The 19,468-nt window shown below is 48.3% G+C and carries 15 protein-coding genes; 5 read left to right on the plus strand and 10 right to left on the minus strand.

Annotated features, from left to right (window positions below; all coding sequences use genetic code 11):
* Window positions 1-415: 415 nt before the first annotated feature.
* From U868_RS0113070 to asd, 8 genes are all read right to left on the minus strand, one after another.
* Window positions 416-679, minus strand: coding sequence for a hypothetical protein (locus U868_RS0113070; protein WP_162817236.1), 264 nt, complete (start codon window positions 677-679; stop codon window positions 416-418).
* 38 nt (window positions 680-717) lie between these two features.
* On the minus strand, window positions 718-960 hold the full coding sequence (locus U868_RS25525) for a hypothetical protein (RefSeq protein ID WP_162817237.1): 243 nt from the start codon (window positions 958-960) through the stop codon (window positions 718-720).
* A 197-nt stretch (window positions 961-1,157) separates the two neighbouring features.
* Window positions 1,158-1,811 (minus strand): MarC family protein, encoded by a 654-nt coding sequence (locus U868_RS0113075; RefSeq protein ID WP_025153687.1) that lies wholly within the window; start codon window positions 1,809-1,811, stop codon window positions 1,158-1,160.
* The gene (locus tag U868_RS0113080) at window positions 1,804-3,084 is read right to left on the minus strand and encodes an APC family permease (protein ID WP_025153688.1); all 1,281 of its coding nucleotides are present in this window, start codon (window positions 3,082-3,084) and stop codon (window positions 1,804-1,806) included. Before U868_RS0113080 ends, U868_RS0113075 begins: the two co-directional genes overlap by 8 nt.
* A gap of 92 nt (window positions 3,085-3,176) precedes the next feature.
* Window positions 3,177-4,106 (minus strand): glutaminase A, encoded by a 930-nt coding sequence (gene glsA / locus U868_RS0113085; protein ID WP_025153689.1) that lies wholly within the window; start codon window positions 4,104-4,106, stop codon window positions 3,177-3,179.
* On the minus strand, window positions 4,103-5,584 hold the full coding sequence (gene gadC, locus U868_RS0113090; protein WP_025153690.1) for a putative glutamine/gamma-aminobutyrate antiporter GadC: 1,482 nt from the start codon (window positions 5,582-5,584) through the stop codon (window positions 4,103-4,105). Before gadC ends, glsA begins: the two co-directional genes overlap by 4 nt.
* 67 nt (window positions 5,585-5,651) lie before the next feature.
* A complete protein-coding gene (locus U868_RS0113095) occupies window positions 5,652-7,034 on the minus strand; it encodes a glutamate decarboxylase (protein WP_025153691.1) in 1,383 nt (460 codons plus the stop codon).
* Window positions 7,035-7,924: 890 nt separating this feature from the next.
* The gene (asd, locus tag U868_RS0113100) at window positions 7,925-9,034 is read right to left on the minus strand and encodes an aspartate-semialdehyde dehydrogenase (RefSeq protein WP_025153692.1); all 1,110 of its coding nucleotides are present in this window, start codon (window positions 9,032-9,034) and stop codon (window positions 7,925-7,927) included.
* A gap of 203 nt (window positions 9,035-9,237) precedes the next feature.
* Here asd and nagK point away from each other — a divergent pair, with 203 nt between their 5' ends.
* The 5 genes from nagK (at window position 9,238) to U868_RS0113130 (ending at window position 16,151) form a co-directional block, all read left to right on the plus strand.
* Entirely contained in the window at window positions 9,238-10,149 is a 912-nt protein-coding gene (gene nagK / locus U868_RS0113110) for an N-acetylglucosamine kinase (RefSeq protein WP_025153693.1), read from the plus strand.
* A gap of 206 nt (window positions 10,150-10,355) precedes the next feature.
* Complete coding sequence (locus U868_RS0113115) at window positions 10,356-10,778, plus strand: type III secretion system chaperone (protein ID WP_025153694.1); 423 nt, start codon at window positions 10,356-10,358, stop codon at window positions 10,776-10,778.
* Window positions 10,779-10,784: 6 nt separating this feature from the next.
* Window positions 10,785-12,926, plus strand: a complete 2,142-nt coding sequence (locus U868_RS0113120; protein WP_025153695.1) for a hypothetical protein — start codon at window positions 10,785-10,787, stop codon at window positions 12,924-12,926.
* A 276-nt stretch (window positions 12,927-13,202) separates the two neighbouring features.
* On the plus strand, window positions 13,203-14,243 hold the full coding sequence (locus U868_RS0113125; RefSeq protein WP_025153696.1) for a DUF2169 family type VI secretion system accessory protein: 1,041 nt from the start codon (window positions 13,203-13,205) through the stop codon (window positions 14,241-14,243).
* 366 nt (window positions 14,244-14,609) lie between these two features.
* Window positions 14,610-16,151: a methyl-accepting chemotaxis protein gene (locus U868_RS0113130; protein ID WP_025153697.1), complete on the plus strand. Its 1,542-nt coding sequence runs from the start codon at window positions 14,610-14,612 to the stop codon at window positions 16,149-16,151.
* On the opposite strand, the gene U868_RS23660 is transcribed toward U868_RS0113130, so the two are convergent.
* Together U868_RS23660 and glmS are read right to left on the minus strand one after the other, a co-directional pair.
* Complete coding sequence (locus U868_RS23660) at window positions 16,142-17,302, minus strand: methyl-accepting chemotaxis protein (protein ID WP_025153698.1); 1,161 nt, start codon at window positions 17,300-17,302, stop codon at window positions 16,142-16,144. The two genes, U868_RS0113130 and U868_RS23660, sit on opposite strands and share 10 nt — an antisense overlap.
* A gap of 287 nt (window positions 17,303-17,589) precedes the next feature.
* On the minus strand, window positions 17,590-19,419 hold the full coding sequence (glmS, locus tag U868_RS0113140; RefSeq protein ID WP_025153699.1) for a glutamine--fructose-6-phosphate transaminase (isomerizing): 1,830 nt from the start codon (window positions 19,417-19,419) through the stop codon (window positions 17,590-17,592).
* Between the last annotated feature and the right edge of the window lie 49 nt (window positions 19,420-19,468).

The following is a 19,468-nucleotide window of genomic DNA, read 5'->3' on the forward strand; positions in this document are numbered from 1 at the left end:
AGCTGAATTTATTATTATAATAACAAGTGATGAGATAATAAAACAGAACAGATAAGTAAACATCAGGTACAGTGGATACTTTTCAATATAAAAATCAACAGAGCTTGCTGTTGTTATTTTTTTAATGGATAGCGTTATAAGCAAAATAAAATAAGCAGCAATATAAAACAATATAACCCTGCTTATAGTTAGTTTCGTCAATTTAAGTAAAATTATAAATACGAAAATTGAAATCAATGAAAATGATAATGAATTCAACATCGTAAAATTAAATACATTATTTTCATTTGTATAATATATTTGAGTTGCATTTTTTGAAAACAAGACCATTTCATTGAAATAACTCATATTCACAAAGAACAGTATAACTGATAAAACTATGAAAACAAAAACTTCCTTTTTATATTTTATCATTTTATAGTTGCCCTGAAATTACTCTCATTAATTCTGAAAATTCACCCGGACTACTTATCTGAGTTAGTTTTTTTGTTTTCTTATTATAACGAGCCATTGCTATTGGATCATCAAGCCCGCCATTTGTAGAATAAAATGTAATACTACTATTACCGTAGAGTTTTATATTCTCTATGTCGTCATCTCCATAATTTAACATCTCTAAGACAAGGATTCTTGGTTTTGTTAAAATGTCCGGAATGGGTATTATTGCGGACTTTGGCATGGCGATAAGTGATGTGTAATAGCCAGCAAAAACTAATTTTATTTTTTTGTTTCTTTGCTTGTTGGCTCGTATCCTAAAATATATTTTAATTTTTGTTTAAATGTTGGAGATAGTGAGTCGACTCTTTCATCATCTATATAAAGCTCATGCTCAGATGATACATTATAAACGACCCGATATATTTGATATGACGTTGCTGCAAATGGTAATGATACAATTGCATTTGGTACTATTTTTTCTATGATAAAGTAATCATCACCTGACTTAATTATATTATTCATATATCCTCCATATATATTTTCCTATGAACAGGATACAAAAAAAACACATTAAGTAAATAAGAAAACCCAACATATAACTGCATTAGTGATTAGTACTTAATTACAATGGTTAGCAATATGACATCATTGATGCATTATTATATGGCAAGTTCACTGAGGTTACAGACCTGATTAAATATACATAAGGACTGGTCAAATCACCCCGTAAGATGCTTCAGATTTGTGGTAACAAGACCGACCATTCCCGAGACCAGTAACTGAATCGCCAGTGTGACCAGAATAATACCGGAGATCCGCGCCAGGGTGTCCATCACCCCGGGGGATAAACGTCCGTGCAGCGGCCCGGTTGCCAGAAAAGTCAGGGCAATAGTGGGCAGCATCAACAGGATCACCACAGAAAGCTGTATCAGCCCGGACAGGGAATCACTGTGTCCGGCCAGCGAAATTCCGACCGCTATCGTGCCGCCGCCCATCGACAGCGGAAAAAGCAGCGGTACCATTGCCAGCCGCATAATATCTTTCGGCGGTGTCACACTGACCGGAATATCACTGTGCTCCTCTTTGACCCCGCGGATAAGCATCGGCCATCCCTGTGCCAGCAGCGCAATGCCACCGGTGACGGTCAGGGCATCCGCACTCAGCCCGAGAGCCGTCAGCAGCCAGTTCCCCAGCCAGATAACCACCAGCATGACCAGCGTGTATCCCGCCGCAATTTTCCAGGCGATTTGCCACAATATGTTCCGGTCAATCCGGCCGAGGATAATCGTGGCGGCAGTGATGGTTGCCGGAGGGCTGAACAGCGACACAAAAGTCACATAATTGAGCAGAATATTATCGAGCCATTCATTCATCTTTCCGGCTCCGTTTCCGCAGATAACCGGCAGCCAGACAGAGAATAAGTGCCGCAGCAATCACACTGACAGAAATAAACCCTCCGCTCAGCAACGTCACCACAAACCCGGCCAATACCGCAGTGACAAGGACAATCCCGGTCCCGGTAATGAGTTTTGATGCCCGGATAACCGCGCTCTGACGCCACGCCACCACCAGCACCATCAGATAACACAGGAGGAACGTAAAACTGGCGACATTTGCCAGATCACTGAGATTCAGGAACAGCGCCAGCAACAGTGTCAGCAGAATGAGCAGAATATTCACTGTTGTTCCCTGCCGGAATACTGTTTTTCCCCAGGCATCCGGCAGAATACCGGTGCTGCACATTCTGTCGGTGATATTGAAGGCGGAGAACAGCGTGGCATTAATGGCGGATGTTGTCGCCAGCAGCGCGGCGGCGGCCACAATCACAAAACCGGTTTTCCCCCATACGGGGTAAGCCACCTGAGCCACAGCGGTATCGGCATAGCGCACCAGTTGAGATGGCGAGAGATTGCCGAGCAATACCAGCGCCAGGCTGATATACAGCACAATCGTAAATAAAATGGCGATCATAAATGCCCTCGGCATCACCCGGCCGGGGTCTGCCACTTTATCTGAGGCATTTGCCATCATACCGAACCCGGCATAGGCGAAAAAGGTCAGCCCGACGGCGGAAAAAAGAGTATCTCCGGAAAACGTGCTGATATTCAGCAGTGTTGTATCCATGGTAAATACGCCCGTCGCCACCAGGGCGATAATAATCACCAGTTTGGTGCCCACCAGAAGGACTTCAACTTTACCGACAGCGTGGCTGCCGGTGATATTCATCAGACCGACTGCGATAATAATAAGCGCGGTATACACTTCCGGTAATAAGGCCGATTCATTTCCCTGATGAAAAAGCTGAACGGCATAGGCCCCGAACGCCCTTGCCACCATCGCCACTGTCAGGATCAGCGTGACAAGATACAAAAAGGATAAGGCAATCGTCAGCACAGCGGGAAATGACAGCCGGAAGAAATCAATAATGCCGCCCGGCGAGGGATAGCAGGCAGATAACCGGGCATAGGCATAACCGGCAAATAACGCAACCAGACCGCCGCAGGCAAAGGCAATCCATGTTGCAGACTGCATAATCAGCGCGGTCTGCCCCAGCAGGGCAAAAATCCCGGCACCGACCATCGCGCCTATCCCCAGCGCAATAACCTGTAACAGCGTTAACGGCTTTTCTGATGACACTGACTTCATACCCGACTCCTGAAACAAAATAGATGCAGCCACCGGCGTTAGTTTATAGCTGATAACGCCCGGAAGCCCGGGCGTTATCATTGTCAGCGGGATTACCGGTAAAGGTTATATCCCAGTGCGGCGGCAACCGACGCCACCATTTTCTGGCCTCTGACGCTGTTTCCGTCATCATCCAGCGGCGGTGAAAATGCCGCGATACCCATCACACCCGGTACCACTGCGAGGATCCCCCCGCCGACCCCGCTTTTGCCCGGTAACCCGACCGTGTATGCCCAGTCACCGGAGCGGCCATACAGCCCTTCCATGGTCATTTCCGCCAGGACAAACGGAGTATGCGCCGGATTCAGCACCTGCTCACCGGTTACCGGATTTTTGCCGTGTCCGGCCAGTGTCGCCCCCATTGTGGCCAGCTCTTTGGTGGTCAGCAGTGTGGAGCACTGACGGGTATACACATCACAGGCCTCCATCGGATCACAATAGAGGTTTTGAGCCGCATAAAGCAACCAGGATATGCCCCGGTTATGGAAATTGGTGGTCTGCTCCGACTGATTCAGTTCATCCGACAGTGCAATATTCTCCGACCCGAGACGGCGTTGCATCGTCAGGATGCGCTGCCAGCGTTCATCAGCGGTTTTTGCGGTTACCGCACTGACGGTCGCTATCGCACCGGCGTTCACCAGCGGCGACAACGGCTTGTCGTTATGCAGTTCCAGCGCCATCACTGAGTTAAACGGCAGCCCGGTCGGATCGGCACCAATCTGATCCTGAACGGCCTGCGGGCCGATATCCTCCAGCGCCAGTGCCAGCGTGCAGACTTTGGAAATTGACTCAATGGCAAACCGGTAATCAGCATCACCACTGCTGATCACATCGCCCTGCACAGTGACTACCGCAACTGCCGCCAGGTCGGACGGAATATTGGCCAGGAACGGAATATAGTCCGCATTCGCACCGCCGGGAGCCTGATGAAACTGCTGCCAGGCATTGGTCACCGCCTGCTTGATTGCTGTTAAATCTGTCATGATGCTTTTCCTTTGTTTTCCCATGTAAACGGTGCGAAATCACTGTCCGGATCACGCCAGCCTGGTTTACGGATCTGATAAACAACAAACGGAAGAAGAACGAACAGAACGGTCAGTCCGATCAGCGCCCCCACATACACTTCCGGGCTGCCGACCGCAATCTGTGCCGGCGGGATAAAGCTGAACAGAAACGCGGTTAATGAACCGAGCAGCCCCATACCGCCGAGGATAATCATCCCCGCATTACCACCCGGAATACGGTACGGGCGGGCACGCTGCGGCTGACTGAAGCGCAGGTAAATTGCGGCGCTGAACATCAGCATATACATAATCAGATAGAGAATAACCGTCAGCTGACTGAGGATCTGATAGGCCGCCTGTACGGACGGCAGCACCACAAACAGCACCGCCAGCAGAGAGACCAGCACAGCCTGCACCAGCAGGATATGTGTTGCCATCCCGTTCTTGTTGGTATGCTGGAACCAGTGCGGCAGGTAACCTGCTTTCGCCACTTCCAGAAGACCGGAGGACGGCCCGGCAACCCAGGTCACGACACTCGCCAGCACGCCGATAGCCAGCATGACGGCAACAATCGGCCCCATCCACGGAATGTGTGCCCATTTGAACATGTCATCGTAAGCCACCAGCAGGCTCTGAGTCAGGCTGATATCGGACTGAGGGATAATGAAGGCGATCGCCAGTGTGCCCAGCACAAAGATAGCCACCGTACCCGCCGCAGCCAGAATGATGGCTTTCGGGTAGTTTTTGGTTGGGTTATCAATGTCTTTCACGTGAATGGCGTTCATTTCCATCCCAGCGTAAAACAGGAAAATACTGGCCGCCAGCACAATGTTATCGAAATTTGAGAAATCCGGCAGAACCTGATCCCACGCCAGGTCAATCTGCGGCGTCTGGCCGCTGAACAGATAGGAGAAACCGAGTACAATCAGAATGATCGCCGGAACAATCGTCCCGATAATCCCGCCCCATTTTGATACCCGGGCAAATGCGCCGACCCCTTTAAAGGCAATAAACGTTGCCAGCCAGTAAATAAACAGGACAACACCGAGCACAAAGAATTTATTAGCCGCCAGCGCTTCATCAAATGCCTGATGCGGATTGATAAAGGCGAGTGATACCGCCCCGAATGTCAGCCCGGTCGGGAACCAGACCGTCACCTCAATCCACAGCATTGCCATCGCCAGAAATGCCAGACGCGGCCCGAAAGCCTCGCCGACCCAGCGGAACACCCCGCCTTTCTCCGACCAGCCGGTAGCCAGTTCAGCGGCAACCAGAGAGACGGGGATCAGAAAGAACACCGCCGCAAACAGATAATAGAAAATCGCACTGAGACCGTATTCCGCTTCGGCAGGCAAACCACGCAGGCTCACCACCGCCACAATATTCATGACGATAAGTGTGCCGACAGTCAGTTTGGCTGCACCGGAAGACGGTTTTTTGGTTGAAGTATCAGTCATAAAAGCACCCCGGAGGATAATGAGTGAGAGCCTCCGGCTGCGGATGCCAGCCGGAGGTCGTTGTTAATTAACCGTGATGGAAGGTTGCTTTAGCCGTGGAGTTCACCACCGGATTTTGCCTGAAGTGATCGATAGCCCGCTTGATATCATCCAGCAGCAGTGCGGCCAGGTCACGGCTGACACCGTGGCGGACCATAATACGCTGAACAACAGTTTTCTCTCTGTCCGCAGGAAGCGGATACGAGGCTATCAGCCAGCCGCGTGTGCGGATGCGGTCGGAAAGATCGTACAGATTAAACTGTGTTACGCCAGGTTTCAGCTTGTAAGCCACCGCCGGCAGTGCGCCGCGGCCGTCATACACCAGGTCGAAAACCCCCAGCTTATTCAGTTCATCCGCAAGCCATTGCGCAGTATCTGCACACGCCTGCTGAATTTTGGTATAACCGGCTCGTCCCAGACGCAGGAAGTTATAATACTGTGCAATGATTTGCCCGCCGGGACGGGAAAAATTCAGTGCAAATGTCGGCATATTGCCGCCGAGATAATCGACATTGAAAACCAGCTCTTCCGGCAGGTCTTCTTTGCTGCGCCAGACCACCCAGCCGACACCCAGCGGTGACAGGCCGTATTTGTGTCCGGAGCTGTTAATGGATTTCACCCGCTCAATCCGGAAATCCCACACCAGTTCCGGCTGGATAAACGGCGCGATAAACCCGCCGCTGGCACCGTCAACATGCAGCGGAATATCAAGACCGGTATCCCGTTGTATTGCATCCAGTTCTTTTGCCAGTTCCGCCACCGGCTCATAAATCCCGGTAAACGTCACCCCCAGTGTTGCCACCACGCCGATGGTGTTTTCATCGCAATATTTGCGCAGATCAGACGGCTGCATACCGAGGGCATCACCTTCCAGCGGGATCTGACGCAGTTCAACATCAAAATAGCGGGCAAATTTTTCCCAGCACACCTGTACCGGGCCGGTTACCAGGTTCGGTTTACCGGTCTCTTTCCCCTGTTTTTCGCGGTTTTTACGCCAGCGCCATTTCATTGCCAGCCCGCCGAGCATTGCTGCCTCACTGGAGCCGGTGGTAGAGCAGCCGATGGTTTCCTGTGCCTGCGGGGAATTCCACAGGTCAGCAATAATATGCACGCAGCGGCTTTCAATTTCAGCGGTTTGCGGATATTCGTCTTTGTCGATCATGTTTTTATCGACACTGTCTGTCATCAGCTGTTTGACTTCATCCTCAACCCAGGTTGTACAAAATGTCGCCAGATTCTGACGTGAGTTACCATCCAGCAGTAATTCATCGCGGACCACACTGTAAATAATCCGCGGGTCACTGCTGTCTTCCGGCATTTTGTATTTAGGGAGTTTTGCATCCGAGTCCGTTGATGCGTAAATATCAATAAATTCTGAACTATTTTTACCTTTCACCGCATGAAGAGACATAAAACCTCCTTCTCAGATCACTTATTGATAGTTAAAATTAATTAACTCTATTGTTATCCTGCTCGCGGATAATGGCGGGAACACAGAGAAACACCCGCTTAAAACCGTGCGTTCAGTGAAGTAACTTATGTATATTAGCTTATGAAATACACAATTTTCAAATCTGTAAAATGAGTTAATATTTACAATTTCTTATGTTATTCGTCTTTTTTCGATAGTAATAAATAAATAGAACTGATTAAAAATCAGGATTAACACAAAAGAAACATTTATTTATTACGTTACGTTTTTGTGAAATTAATACATCTTTATATAAACACGTCACAGAATAAAATTAATAAAAAAAGAATGAATGACCGGAAAAATAGTGTAATAAGGATGATCATAGATTGGTGTCTTTTTTTCCTACCCGAATCAAGCTACTTTTACAAAATCGGGAATCACAGACAAAAAAGCAGGAAAGATACAGATATAGCCGGTCATTTAAAACATACCGCTGAATATAAACACGATGCCAGGTTGTTTGGCTGGTAACCCGGATTTTAGTTTTCATAAAGAATAAATAAACGCTATAAAACGGTACCGGAAATGTACAACACATTATATGTACAGTTTTAACAGGAAAATAAAAAAGGGAGAGGAATAAAGTGTTACCGGCACATTTTGTGCAAATAACAAACAATAAACGGAATGTAACTATAATCCCGGCAATATAGGTCTGATATCTGTTTTTCAACCGTAAAAAACACATTCAGACTGTTGTTTAACCGGTTTAGTCAGTAAGAAGATGCTGATACTGCAAAAAAAGCAAAACACAAATAAAAAAAATGACTCATGTGAAAAAACCAACACATGAGTCTGAATTTACACTAAATATCAGATTATTATTATTATTTTAATAAAATATTCAGCATTCTGCGTAACGGCTCTGCAGCCCCCCACAGAAGCTGGTCACCCACCGTGAATGCTGAGATATAATCCGGCCCCATATTCAGTTTACGGATACGCCCGACCGGTGTTTTCAGTGTGCCGGTAACCGCCGCCGGGGTCAGTTCACGCACGGTAATATCGCGATCATTCGGCACCACACGCACCCACTCATTATGGGCAGCCAGCAGAGACTCAATCTCCGCAACCGGCAGATCTTTCTTCAGTTTCAGGGTAAATGCCTGGCTGTGGCAGCGCAGTGCGCCGATACGGACACACAGGCCATCCACCGGAATAATATTCTGGCCACGGGACAGGATTTTGTTGGTTTCTGCCTGCCCTTTCCATTCTTCACGGCTCTGGCCGTTATCCAGCTGCTTATCAATCCACGGGATCAGGCTCCCGGCCAGCGGTACGCCGAACTGTTCTGCCGGTAATGCCCCGCTGCGGGTAAACTCAGTGACTTTGCGTTCAATATCCAGAATCGCGGAAGCCGGGTCCTGTAACTCTTTCACCACATGGGCGTTCAGTGCCCCCATCTGTACCAGCAGCTCACGCATATGGCGCGCGCCGGCACCGGATGCCGCCTGGTAGGTCGCCACAGAAGCCCACTCCACCAGATCCGCCTCAAACAGGCCGCCCAGTGACATCAGCATCAGGCTGACCGTACAGTTACCGCCGACAAATGTTTTAATCCCGCGGTTCAGCCCTTCTTCTATATGCTTACCGTTCACCGGGTCGAGAATAATGATAGCGTCATCATTCATCCGCAGTGCTGATGCCGCATCAATCCAGTAACCATCCCAGCCGCTCTGACGCAGCTTCGGATAGACGTCATTGGTGTAATCGCCGCCCTGACAGCTGATAATAATGTCGAGTGAGCGCAGTGCGTCAATATCAAATGCATCCTGTAACGTACTGCGGTGCCCGCCGAATGACGGCGCTTCCCCGCCGCTCTGCGAGGTTGAGAAAAATACCGGACGGATCCCGTCAAAATCCCGCTCTTCTGTCATGCGCTGCATCAGCACCGACCCCACCATCCCGCGCCAGCCGGCAAATCCCACATTTTTCATCGTGATGTTTCCTTTTATTCTCATCTGAACTGCGTTTGCAATACACTTAACCTGACAAAATATGAATAACGGTGCAAGTGAATTTATTGATGATCCCCCGCTGTTCAGAAGCCGGACTTATATCAGGCAGCGGGTTCTCATCCGGCCGCCGGTGCTTTATGCTGGGGATAACACAACAGTGATCAGAACAGGGCGGAATCATCATGTATTACGGTTTTGATATGGGCGGGACAAAAATTGAGCTTGCCGTTTTTAATGAAGCACTGGAACCGGTCTGGCAAAAGCGTATCGCAACACCGAAAGAGAGCTACGCCGCGCTGCTTGAGGCATTCCGGCAGCTGACAGAACAGGCGGATACCGAACTCGGATGCAAAGGAAAAATCGGCATCGGCGTTCCCGGTATTGTGAATCATGAAAAAGGAACGGTATTTACCACCAATGTGCCCGCCGCACAGTATCAGCCGCTGCGCCGTGATCTGGAAACGATACTGCAGCGCCCGGTAAAAATTGAAAATGACGCCAACTGCTTTGCACTCTCCGAAGCCTGGGATCCGGCATTCCGCCACTACCCGACAGTACTGGGACTGATCCTCGGCACCGGTGTCGGCGGCGGCTTTGTGATTAACGGCACCGTGTTACCGGGGAAAAACGGGATTGCCGGTGAAATCGGCCACATCAATATGACACTGGAAGGGGATAAACTTCTCGGCCATCAGGTTCCGGAGACCCTCTGCGGCTGCGGAAAAACCGGCTGTTTTGAAACCTATCTTTCCGGCCCGGGATTTGAGCGGATTTTCACGGCATTTTACGGTGAAAAACTCAGTGCGGTTGATATTATCACCCGTTACTACGATGGTGAGCATAATGCAAAATTGCACGTTGAGCGGTATATGTCGCTGCTCGCACACTATCTGGGGAATGTACTGAGTGTCTTTGATCCTGATTTACTGGTGATCGGCGGCGGATTATCACAATTTGAGGAGATTTACCGCCTGCTGCCGGAATACCTGCCGCAGTACCTCTACGGTGTTGCCTCACTGCCTGCTATTCATAAAGCCCGTTACGGCGATTCCGGCGGCGCCCGGGGAGCGGCCTGTCTCAATTTTTCTGCCTGATAAACACTTATTTACTGCCTGCAGTATCGTTACCCGGAGTCGCTTCACAACCAGTTATCTAAGCTCTCAGGTTTTCATCTTATAGTTTATGTTTGGTATTCGGTCTATTAATAAGAGGAGACTGAGTTAATTCCCGGCTGCTTACCGAAATCTAAGGTTTCGTCAGGAAAATATACTTTTTACATAGTTAGCTATTCCGGATCACCATGCATCAGAAAATAACAGACTCCCGCTTACACCAAATAGCCCCGGAGTTGGGATCACGGCCCGGCTTCGAAGGGCTGACTTTTGACGAAGGTTGTCTTACTTTTACGTTTGGGGAGACCGTTGTCCTGGTTGAAGAGGTACGTGAGGGTTTCGTACTGACCGGATTTGTGGATTCGCTTCCGGATGAAACTTCAGAACGGCTGCTTGCGGCTTGCCTGATATCCAACCTCAACGCAGTTAAGTCAGATTTCCCCGTAATCTCCGTTGAGGAAACGACAAGATCGCTGATATTACAACGGTGGTCTCATGCCGGGACTGCAGAGGAACTCATCGCCGCAATGGAACAGTTCTCCGGGCAGATCAGACGGGCACGTGATTCCGTATGCCGGTTCAGTGAAAAAATTGACACGAAAAGGCTGTGAATTGATATGACTGCTTTACTCTCGTCTATTCCTGCCAGCCCTTCAGTCCGGCTGAGCACAACATCATCAAAGCAGCTGAATGAATCAGGTGTTATTGCAACGCCCTATTCCATCGGCGGAAAGATTCTCTCGTATCTGGCGGGGATCCCGATCTTCCGGCATTGCGCGTTTTCCAGGCACGAATTGCATCACAACGAGGAAGCCAACGCCGCGTTCATCAATGCAATCCGTGACGGACTTGGCGAATACGAGGCTGAGTCTGCGCGTCTCCTGCTTGGACTTCACTGTAAACCGGGGCGGGTCATCAATGGCTTAACAGCCCATACAATACTTACCTGCATTGGTGCAAACCAGCAACAGTTAGCCCTCAGCAAGCAGGCAATTGAGCCCATCATGCCAGATCCGGTGGTGCAACGGACCACTCTTGAAGTAATCAGTCATCGCGAGGTTGAAGCTCACAATGGGTTATCTGATGAACCCCCCTCCGTCGCCGGGCTTTGCTGTTTGCTCACCAGAAACGTGTCAGATACAGATGTCCTGCTCATGCGAACGACCATGACGGGAAGCGCTCTCTATCTGGAAAAAAAGGACAAAGTCACAGCAACGCCGGCGTTACGCGAGCGCGAAACCAACGCAACTAACTATATCAATACGTGCCCGGCTTTCAAACCTTATCTCAAAGAGCTGTGCGGGAATTCCGGTGTGACGGCAGCTGATCTGCGGAGAATGTCAACATCCGCATTCGAAAACGAGTTAAAAAGTAAATATCGTGCACTAGGGCCATCAATGGCGTCACGGGACGAAATTTGCCGGACACCGACAGAAGTGACCATACATTGGATCAGCATGTTGCAGGAAGCAATGACCACAACAACAGACGAATCCGCCAGAAGCTTAATAACGGGGTTGCTCAAAGGGCAGCAAACCCGGTGGATGGAACATAACCTGACGATTAAAGCTACAACAAATGCATTGCAACGTGACAGCGATGTACTACGCAGTAACGGGCTTTCAGAACTGGCCGATGTTGCTGCCTGCAGACCCGGGAGCGATTCAGCTTCTAAATCGAAAAGCCTGCTTGGTCAACTACCGGCTTCCGTGCAGGGTATCCCGCTGACCCGCTTGCACGATAACATTTATGGACGAGTGTTTGAGTCTCGCTGGATCGCGAACCTGGTAGATAATCCACCGGAAGATATTTTGTCGAACATGCAAAAAATAGGAGGCGGTGTAGCAGACCTGGTGGCTGGTTTACCTCTGCGTATCCGGCAGAATGTCATCCGTTATCTGCAAAAGCAGGTAGCGAATGATGCCCGCTTCTGGTTTGGAAAAGTAGATAGTATCGATATGCTTGCCCGGTCAACATGGCCGGGTTCCGATATGCTTCTCCAAAAACTTTTGCGGAGCAACGTAGAAAACGGACAGCAGTGTATCGCTATACCTTATCTTTCAGTTAAAGTATTCAATGCGTTAAAGAAGTCAGGTATCAACATGGACTGGATATGCAAAACGAATAAAAATTATTCGACACATATACACAAAAATAACGGTCGGATCAGGGTGAATAATCATAACAGTGTCATACCTGTACCTACGGCAGGTATTACACTCCGTCATCAACCAGCAGCCGTCAGTGAAGTGTGGATGACGACGACTAACCGGCCCTCCTTGCAGACTCGTCCGCGAACCGCCAATATTCCCATGCCGGTACAACAAGCGCTATTACATGGTATTCCTTATGCGAACGGTGTTTCCGGTTCAACAAATATTATGCTGGGCATCATTGCGCACTTGCGGGACGAGGGCAAACACATTGATCCGCAATCAGCATTGCTTGGTATCACCATGTTTCTGAATTACGACGGAGGTCACTCAATTCATGAGGTTCTCTGGGTCGCCAACCAGTGTGAGCCCAGGCTGAATCTGCAATTGCGTGCATCTCCGCGAAAGCGAAAAAAGGACAAATCAAAATTCATCTCGAATTACGAAAGCTTCCAAAGCCTATATGCCGCAGCGGAATGCAGGAAGGCAGTAGCTGATTCGTTATCCAAAGCATGGACGGAAACCATCGAATATTTCCGGAATAATAGCTATTTTACGAAATCCATCAGTAAGGGGGAACTGAGAACGTTCAGTGAGGATACATAATTTATTGATAAATAAAACAATAACTATATAAAAAGACTACTGAACTTTGCTTACTGTTCCTTGCTCTCCAAACCCCGTAAATAATAAAAAGAATATCGGCTAACTCTTATATTATTTTCCCGGAAAAAGGTTACATTAATCGGTATTAAAAACCGGCTGAATTCGTAAAAATACCGTGTTTATACATAGGAGATTATTCTATCTGCCCTGTATTACATCAGCCTGAGGGAAATTACGTATTGTTGTGATTTTTTATCTGTTATAAAGGCTAATGTTATGAATTTTGTCAATCATACTATTTTTCCGGCACTGAATTTTGACAGCGACAATCAGCAAAATGATACATTTCATATTGTTGCGTCACGTATTACGTATGATATCCGGATAAATAACCGTGATGGTCAGAGTCAGCTGGTGATATCCCCGGAACAATCCATGCTGAATTATACGGATATCAGTTACAGTGAAATGGTTGATACCAGTATTGAATATGAAAGTGATTTAGCCCCTTATAAACCGAAAACCGATATTGTTATTAACGCCACCGCATTTGTACCGGAGAATAATCCGGTACCGGTTTTTGATGTCGGTATTCAGATCGGAAAATATCAGAAAGTCCTGCGCATATTCGGCCCCCGTTACTGGATAAAAGAGGATAACGAGTGGTTTCTGACAAAATCTGAACCTATCCGTTATCTTGATATCCGTTATGAATATGCCTCCGGCGGGACATACAGCACCGGTAACCGCGTTTTTACCTCTCCGGCAAACCCGATTGGTATGGGCTGGTATCCGGCGGAATTTCTGGCGCAGTGTGATAAAACACAACTACCGGCACATCAGATAGAATCCCCTGATATCCCGGCAGAGCATATCAGTCAGATACTCCGTCCGGACGGTTTCGGCTTTTTCGGCCGGACCTGGCAGGAACGGGCAGAGTATGCCGGTCATTATGACCCGGTATCATCACTCCCGCCGCAGACACCGGATAACCTCAATTACTGGTGCGGTGCCCACCCGACACTGCAAATTCCGCATCTTAAAGCCGGTAATAAACTGCCGCTGAAACTGTTCGGTCTGGTCTCCGCCACTGAAATTGAACGCCAGCATGTGCTGTTTTATGTTCCGGTGGAGAACCTGTTTGTGTTTATCAGCTCCGGTCTCGGGTTTTCCATCCCGAAAAATTTACAGCTCGACACCATCGTTGTGGACATGAACCTGAGAAAAGTGTTCTGCACTTACCGTATCGCCCTTCCGGAATCGCTGAATATCGCCGAAATGACGCTGCGCCACATTCCTGATCATCCGGCCAGATAACCTGGTACATTTTTACCTTAAAAACACCGTTATTGTCTTCACTGAAAATTACGGTTAAGTAATGATTTAAAAATCCCGAAACTCAGATTTATTTAAATTTAAAATCCCTATCCGGGATAAAAAACGAATAACATAAAAAAGGTTGTCACATCAACAAACCAGAATAAGCATAATATTAATTTAACAATTAAAGAACGCTTAAATTGTTTCATTTCCATGACAAAAAATAATTTTTAAAAATAAAAAAATCTATATTTCCCGGTCAATTGCGAATATATTAGCCAAAAAATAAAACAACCATTCTGTACTGTCTTTTAACAGTGCGGAAGACTATTTGTTCATTATTTTATATCACCCGGGGTTATCATGAAAAACAACATGCCTGTCACACAGCATGAATACTTACTTAACGATAATGCAATATTAATGTCAACCACTGACACTCAGAGCCATATAACCTATGCAAACTCTGCATTTATTACCGCAAGCGGGTTTGAGGAAGGGCAATTAACCGGGCAGCCTCATAATATTATCCGCCACCCGGATATGCCCCCTGCTGCTTTTGCTGATATGTGGTATACCCTGCAACAGGGTGACAGCTGGACAGGTATTATCAGAAACCGCTGCCGTAACGGCGATCATTACTGGGTGCGGGCAAATGTCACCCCGGTATGGCACGATAAAAAATTAACCGGCTATATTTCTGTCCGGACCGTACCAACCCGTGATGAAATAAAAAAAAGCGCCTCTCTTTACAGCAGGTTAAAGAATAATAAATTAAACGGATACCGTCTTTTTAAGGGCATTATTATCCGCAAAGGGAAACTGGCATTTTTATCATTACTGAAATGGCTGCCGGTCGGGCAGCGGATTAATTATTCCTTATTAACTGTCATGTTATTAACCCTGGCGCTGGTATTTTCACCATTAAACCCGTTTATTCAGGCGGGTGGTGTGGCGGCTTTATTTCTTCTGCTGTCGGTGTATCTCAAGTCACAGATCTCTCAGCCGGTTAAATTACTGCTGTCACAGATGAAAAAAGTCGTTTCCGGGCGGAAACCGGATCCGGTACACATGGACAGAGTGGATGAAATCGGGCTGCTGATGCGCCTGGTGAATCAGTCAGGACTTAATCTGAACTCGCTGGTGGATGATGTCAGCACGCAGGTTGCCGGGATCCGCGCTATCAACCTGCGGGTTTCACAGGAAACCACCGCGTTACATACCCGCTCAGAAGAGGCATCCGCCCATCTGCAGCAAACCGCTGTCGCCATAGAGGAAATCAGCAGCGCGGTACAGCAGACCGCCGAAAGTGTTTATCTGACGATGAATATCGCCGGTAATGCGAGTAACAGTGCAACACAAAGCAACGAAACCATGCAGAAAACCATCGATATGATGCATACCATTTCTGCGGATAATAATCAGATCGTTGATATCATAGGCGTGATTGACCGTATTGCCTTTCAGACTAATATTCTGGCGCTGAATGCTTCAGTGGAGGCTGCCCGTGCAGGGGATGCCGGACGGGGCTTTTCTGTTGTGGCTGCAGAAGTGCGCAACCTGGCACTGCATTCCGCTGCTGCCGCCAAAGAAATAAAAAGCCTGATTGAAAAAAATGCAGCCAATGTCCGCACCGGCGTGACAATGGCAGAGCAGACTGAAACCCAGCTCGGGGAGATGGTCACCGATGTGCTGAAAATGTCATCCATGATCAATGAGATCGGCCTTGCCACCAAAGAGCAGACTCAGGCGCTGGAGCTCATCAATGAATCTGTCGCCCGTATCGGCACCATGACCGGCAACAATACTGAAATGGTCAATAATGTCACCGGTGCCACCTCTGAACTGACGCGGCGCTCCTCGCGATTACAGCAGGCAATTCAGGTTTTCGGTAATCATGCCTGAGCTGATGCGGCAAACCGCGCGACCCGTTTACCGTTGTTTAATGCCGGTTTGCTGTGTGTCTGAACAGCGGTGTGATCCGTCAGGCGGAAATCCCGTGTCCGTGACTGTAAATCCGCAACCTGAGCCTTAAGCGCATCAGAAGAACCGGCAAGCTCATCGGCGATCATCACACTGCCCTGAGTTGCCTGTTCCAGCTCGGAAAGGGCTGTTGCTATCTGCTCAATACCCTGCTGCTGCTGCTGCGTGGAAACAGAGATCTGCGCCATCAGGCCGTTTACCCGCTCCGCACCCTCAACAATCTTATTCATATTCACTTCAGCGCGGTGAACAATATCCTCACCCCGTTTAACATTATCGGTTGTCACGGAAATCAGGGATTTAATATTTTTGGCAGATTCTGAACTGCGGTGAGCCAGATTTCTGACCTCACCGGCAACCACGGTAAACCCTCTGCCGTGCTCACCGGCACGGGCAGCCTCCACGGCAGCATTCAGTGCCAGAATGTTGGTCTGGAAGGCAATGGAATCAATCAGGGTGATGATTTCAGTCATCTTATTAGTACACTCATTAATAGAATGCATATTCGCAGCCACTTCCTCCATCAGTTTACCGCCATGTCCGGCAAACTCCGTTGCTTCCTGCGCATGCTCACTGACCAGCACCGTATTCTCCGCATTATTTTTAGTCCCGACGGCAATCTCCTCCATATTGGATGCCGTTTCCACCAGCATGGCTGATTGCTGCTCCGTCTTGGCAGATAACTCAAAACTGCGCATTGCCAGCTGTTCAGATAACACCGATGCGGAATCTGATGAACTGCGGATCTCACTGACCAGCAGAGAAAGGCTTTCCGCCAGCTGATTCACCCCGGGGATCAGGCGTCCGGCACAGTTATTACCAAAAACCGGGATCCGCACCGATAAGTTACCGGCATTGACCTCATCAATACTGTTTTTCACGGCATTGATCGGCTTCACCAGATACGTCGTAATATAAAACCATGAGCAGATGAACGTAAAAACACACACAATATTAAGCATGACTAATTTAATCAGTGCGGGCAGAGACAAGAGAAAGATAATATTAATTGTAGTGAAATTACAGATGAGAAAGACGATGATGACGGTTCTTATACTGATATTTTTAAGCATAACTTACTCCAGCATTAGTATTTTGCGATATTTTTAGTGCCTGAATCTTAATTTATTTTTTATTTTGGCTTTCTATATAATTGGTTATTAAAGAAATAAATTCAAATTCTATTACTGATAAGTAAGTGAACCTAATCACATTTAATTTATAAATATAATTATTAGTCAAATAATGATGTTGTTTTTCTTAAGGATGAGAATGGCGGGATAGAAAAAGCCCGGCGTGCATCACAGTGATGCGCGCCGGGCTTTACTAATTAATTATCTGAAACTAAATCAGGCTCAGCTTACTCAACCGTCACTGATTTCGCCAGGTTACGCGGCTGATCCACATCAGTACCTTTAATTAAGGCAACGTGATAAGAGAGCAGTTGTAACGGAATGGTGTAGAAGATTGGAGCAATAAGCTCTTCCGCATACGGCAGCGGAATAATTTTCATATTTTCGCTGTCGCTGAAACCGGCGTCTTTATCGGCGAAGACATACAGCAGACCACCACGGGCGCGAACCTCTTCAATGTTGGATTTCAGTTTTTCCAGCAGTTCGTTATTCGGTGCCACAATGATGACCGGCATATCCGCATCAATCAGTGCCAGCGGACCGTGTTTTAATTCACCGGCGGCATACGCTTCCGCATGGATATACGAAATCTCTTTGAGTTTCAGCGCGCCTTCCACGGCGATCGGGAACTGATCCCCGCGTCCCAGGAACAGAGCGTGGCTCTTGTCAGAGAAATCTTCCGCCAGCTGCTCAATGACTTTATCCTGAGACAGCATGCTCTCGATACGGCTCGGCAGCGCATGCAATGCAGTCACAATGCTGTGCTCCAGCGCCTCACCTTTGCCTTTCAGGCGGCCGAGGTAAGCCACCAGCATCAGCAGAACAGTCAGCTGAGTGGTAAATGCCTTGGTGGAAGCGACACCGATTTCGGTTCCGGCTTTGGTCATCACGGCAAAATCAGATTCACGCACCAGTGATGAACCGGCAACGTTACAGATAGCCAGCGAAGTCAGATAACCTAATTCTTTGCCCAGACGCAGTGCCGCCAGGGTATCTGCAGTTTCACCGGACTGTGAAATGGTGATCAGCAGGCTGTTCTTACGGCAGGCCGGTTTGCGGTAACGGAATTCAGAGGCGATTTCCACATCACACGGAATACCCGCCAGTGCTTCAAACCAGTAACGGGAGACCATCCCGGCATTGAATGAGGTACCGCAGGCAACAATCTGGATATGCTCAATACCGGACAGCACATCACGGGCTTTTTCGCCCAGCTCACTGAATTCGACCGTTTCATTACGCAGACGCCCTTCCATCGTGTTTTTGATGGCCAGCGGCTGCTCATAGATCTCTTTCTGCATATAATGACGGTAAATACCTTTATCACCGGCATCATACTGAACGTTGGATTCAATCACATCACGCTCAGTCTCATCACCATTGCGGTCAAAAATATGAACATGACGGCGGGTGATTTCAACGATATCCCCTTCTTCCAGGTAGATAAAGCGGCGGGTAACCGGCAGCAGCGCCAGCTGATCAGAGGCGAGGAAGTTTTCACCGACACCCAGACCGACCACCAGCGGGCTGCCTGAGCGGGCAGCAACCAGCAGTTCCGGCGTACGGGAATCCATAATTACTGTACCGTAAGCACCGCGCAGCTGCGGAATAGCGCGCTGCACAGCTTCACGCAGTGTACCGCCCTGAGAAAGCTCATGATTTACCAGATGAGCGATAACTTCAGTGTCCGTATCGGAAGTGAACTGATAGCCGCGGCCTTTCAGTAATTCCCGCAATTCACTGTAGTTTTCAATAATACCGTTATGAACAACGGCGATAGTCCCGGAAACATGCGGGTGCGCATTACGTTCCAGCGGTTCGCCATGCGTTGCCCAGCGTGTGTGCGCGATACCGGTGCCACCGGAAACCTGCGTTTTTTCTGCTTCTTCCGCCAGCATTTTCACTTTGCCGACTTCACGCAGACGGGTCAGATGCCCTTCGCTGTCCACAACCGCCATACCGGCAGAGTCATATCCGCGGTATTCCAGACGACGAAGCCCTTCTAACAGAATTTCAGCGATATCACGTTGTGCTACTGCACCAACAATTCCACACATAGTTGTACATTCCTGATTTAACGATGTCCTGCCTGATTGTCTTTACGGC

Origin of the sequence: Morganella morganii H1r (genome assembly GCF_000633515.1) — a bacterium.
In the GTDB taxonomy this organism is placed as follows: Bacteria; Pseudomonadota; Gammaproteobacteria; order Enterobacterales; family Enterobacteriaceae; genus Morganella; species Morganella morganii_B.

What these genes read in the sequence shown, in the direction of transcription:
- U868_RS0113070 (WP_162817236.1), bottom strand. Translation starts at nt 679, where the DNA reads ATGCCAAAGTCCGCAATAATACCCATTCCGGACATTTTAACAAAACCA.
- U868_RS25525 (WP_162817237.1), bottom strand. Translation starts at nt 960, where the DNA reads ATGAATAATATAATTAAGTCAGGTGATGATTACTTTATCATAGAAAAA.
- U868_RS0113075 (WP_025153687.1), bottom strand. Translation starts at nt 1,811, where the DNA reads ATGAATGAATGGCTCGATAATATTCTGCTCAATTATGTGACTTTTGTG.
- U868_RS0113080 (WP_025153688.1), bottom strand. Translation starts at nt 3,084, where the DNA reads ATGAAGTCAGTGTCATCAGAAAAGCCGTTAACGCTGTTACAGGTTATT.
- glsA (WP_025153689.1), bottom strand. Translation starts at nt 4,106, where the DNA reads ATGACAGATTTAACAGCAATCAAGCAGGCGGTGACCAATGCCTGGCAG.
- gadC (WP_025153690.1), bottom strand. Translation starts at nt 5,584, where the DNA reads ATGACTGATACTTCAACCAAAAAACCGTCTTCCGGTGCAGCCAAACTG.
- U868_RS0113095 (WP_025153691.1), bottom strand. Translation starts at nt 7,034, where the DNA reads ATGTCTCTTCATGCGGTGAAAGGTAAAAATAGTTCAGAATTTATTGAT.
- asd (WP_025153692.1), bottom strand. Translation starts at nt 9,034, where the DNA reads ATGAAAAATGTGGGATTTGCCGGCTGGCGCGGGATGGTGGGGTCGGTG.
- nagK (WP_025153693.1), top strand. Translation starts at nt 9,238, where the DNA reads ATGTATTACGGTTTTGATATGGGCGGGACAAAAATTGAGCTTGCCGTT.
- U868_RS0113115 (WP_025153694.1), top strand. Translation starts at nt 10,356, where the DNA reads ATGCATCAGAAAATAACAGACTCCCGCTTACACCAAATAGCCCCGGAG.
- U868_RS0113120 (WP_025153695.1), top strand. Translation starts at nt 10,785, where the DNA reads ATGACTGCTTTACTCTCGTCTATTCCTGCCAGCCCTTCAGTCCGGCTG.
- U868_RS0113125 (WP_025153696.1), top strand. Translation starts at nt 13,203, where the DNA reads ATGAATTTTGTCAATCATACTATTTTTCCGGCACTGAATTTTGACAGC.
- U868_RS0113130 (WP_025153697.1), top strand. Translation starts at nt 14,610, where the DNA reads ATGAAAAACAACATGCCTGTCACACAGCATGAATACTTACTTAACGAT.
- U868_RS23660 (WP_025153698.1), bottom strand. Translation starts at nt 17,302, where the DNA reads ATGCTTAAAAATATCAGTATAAGAACCGTCATCATCGTCTTTCTCATC.
- glmS (WP_025153699.1), bottom strand. Translation starts at nt 19,419, where the DNA reads ATGTGTGGAATTGTTGGTGCAGTAGCACAACGTGATATCGCTGAAATT.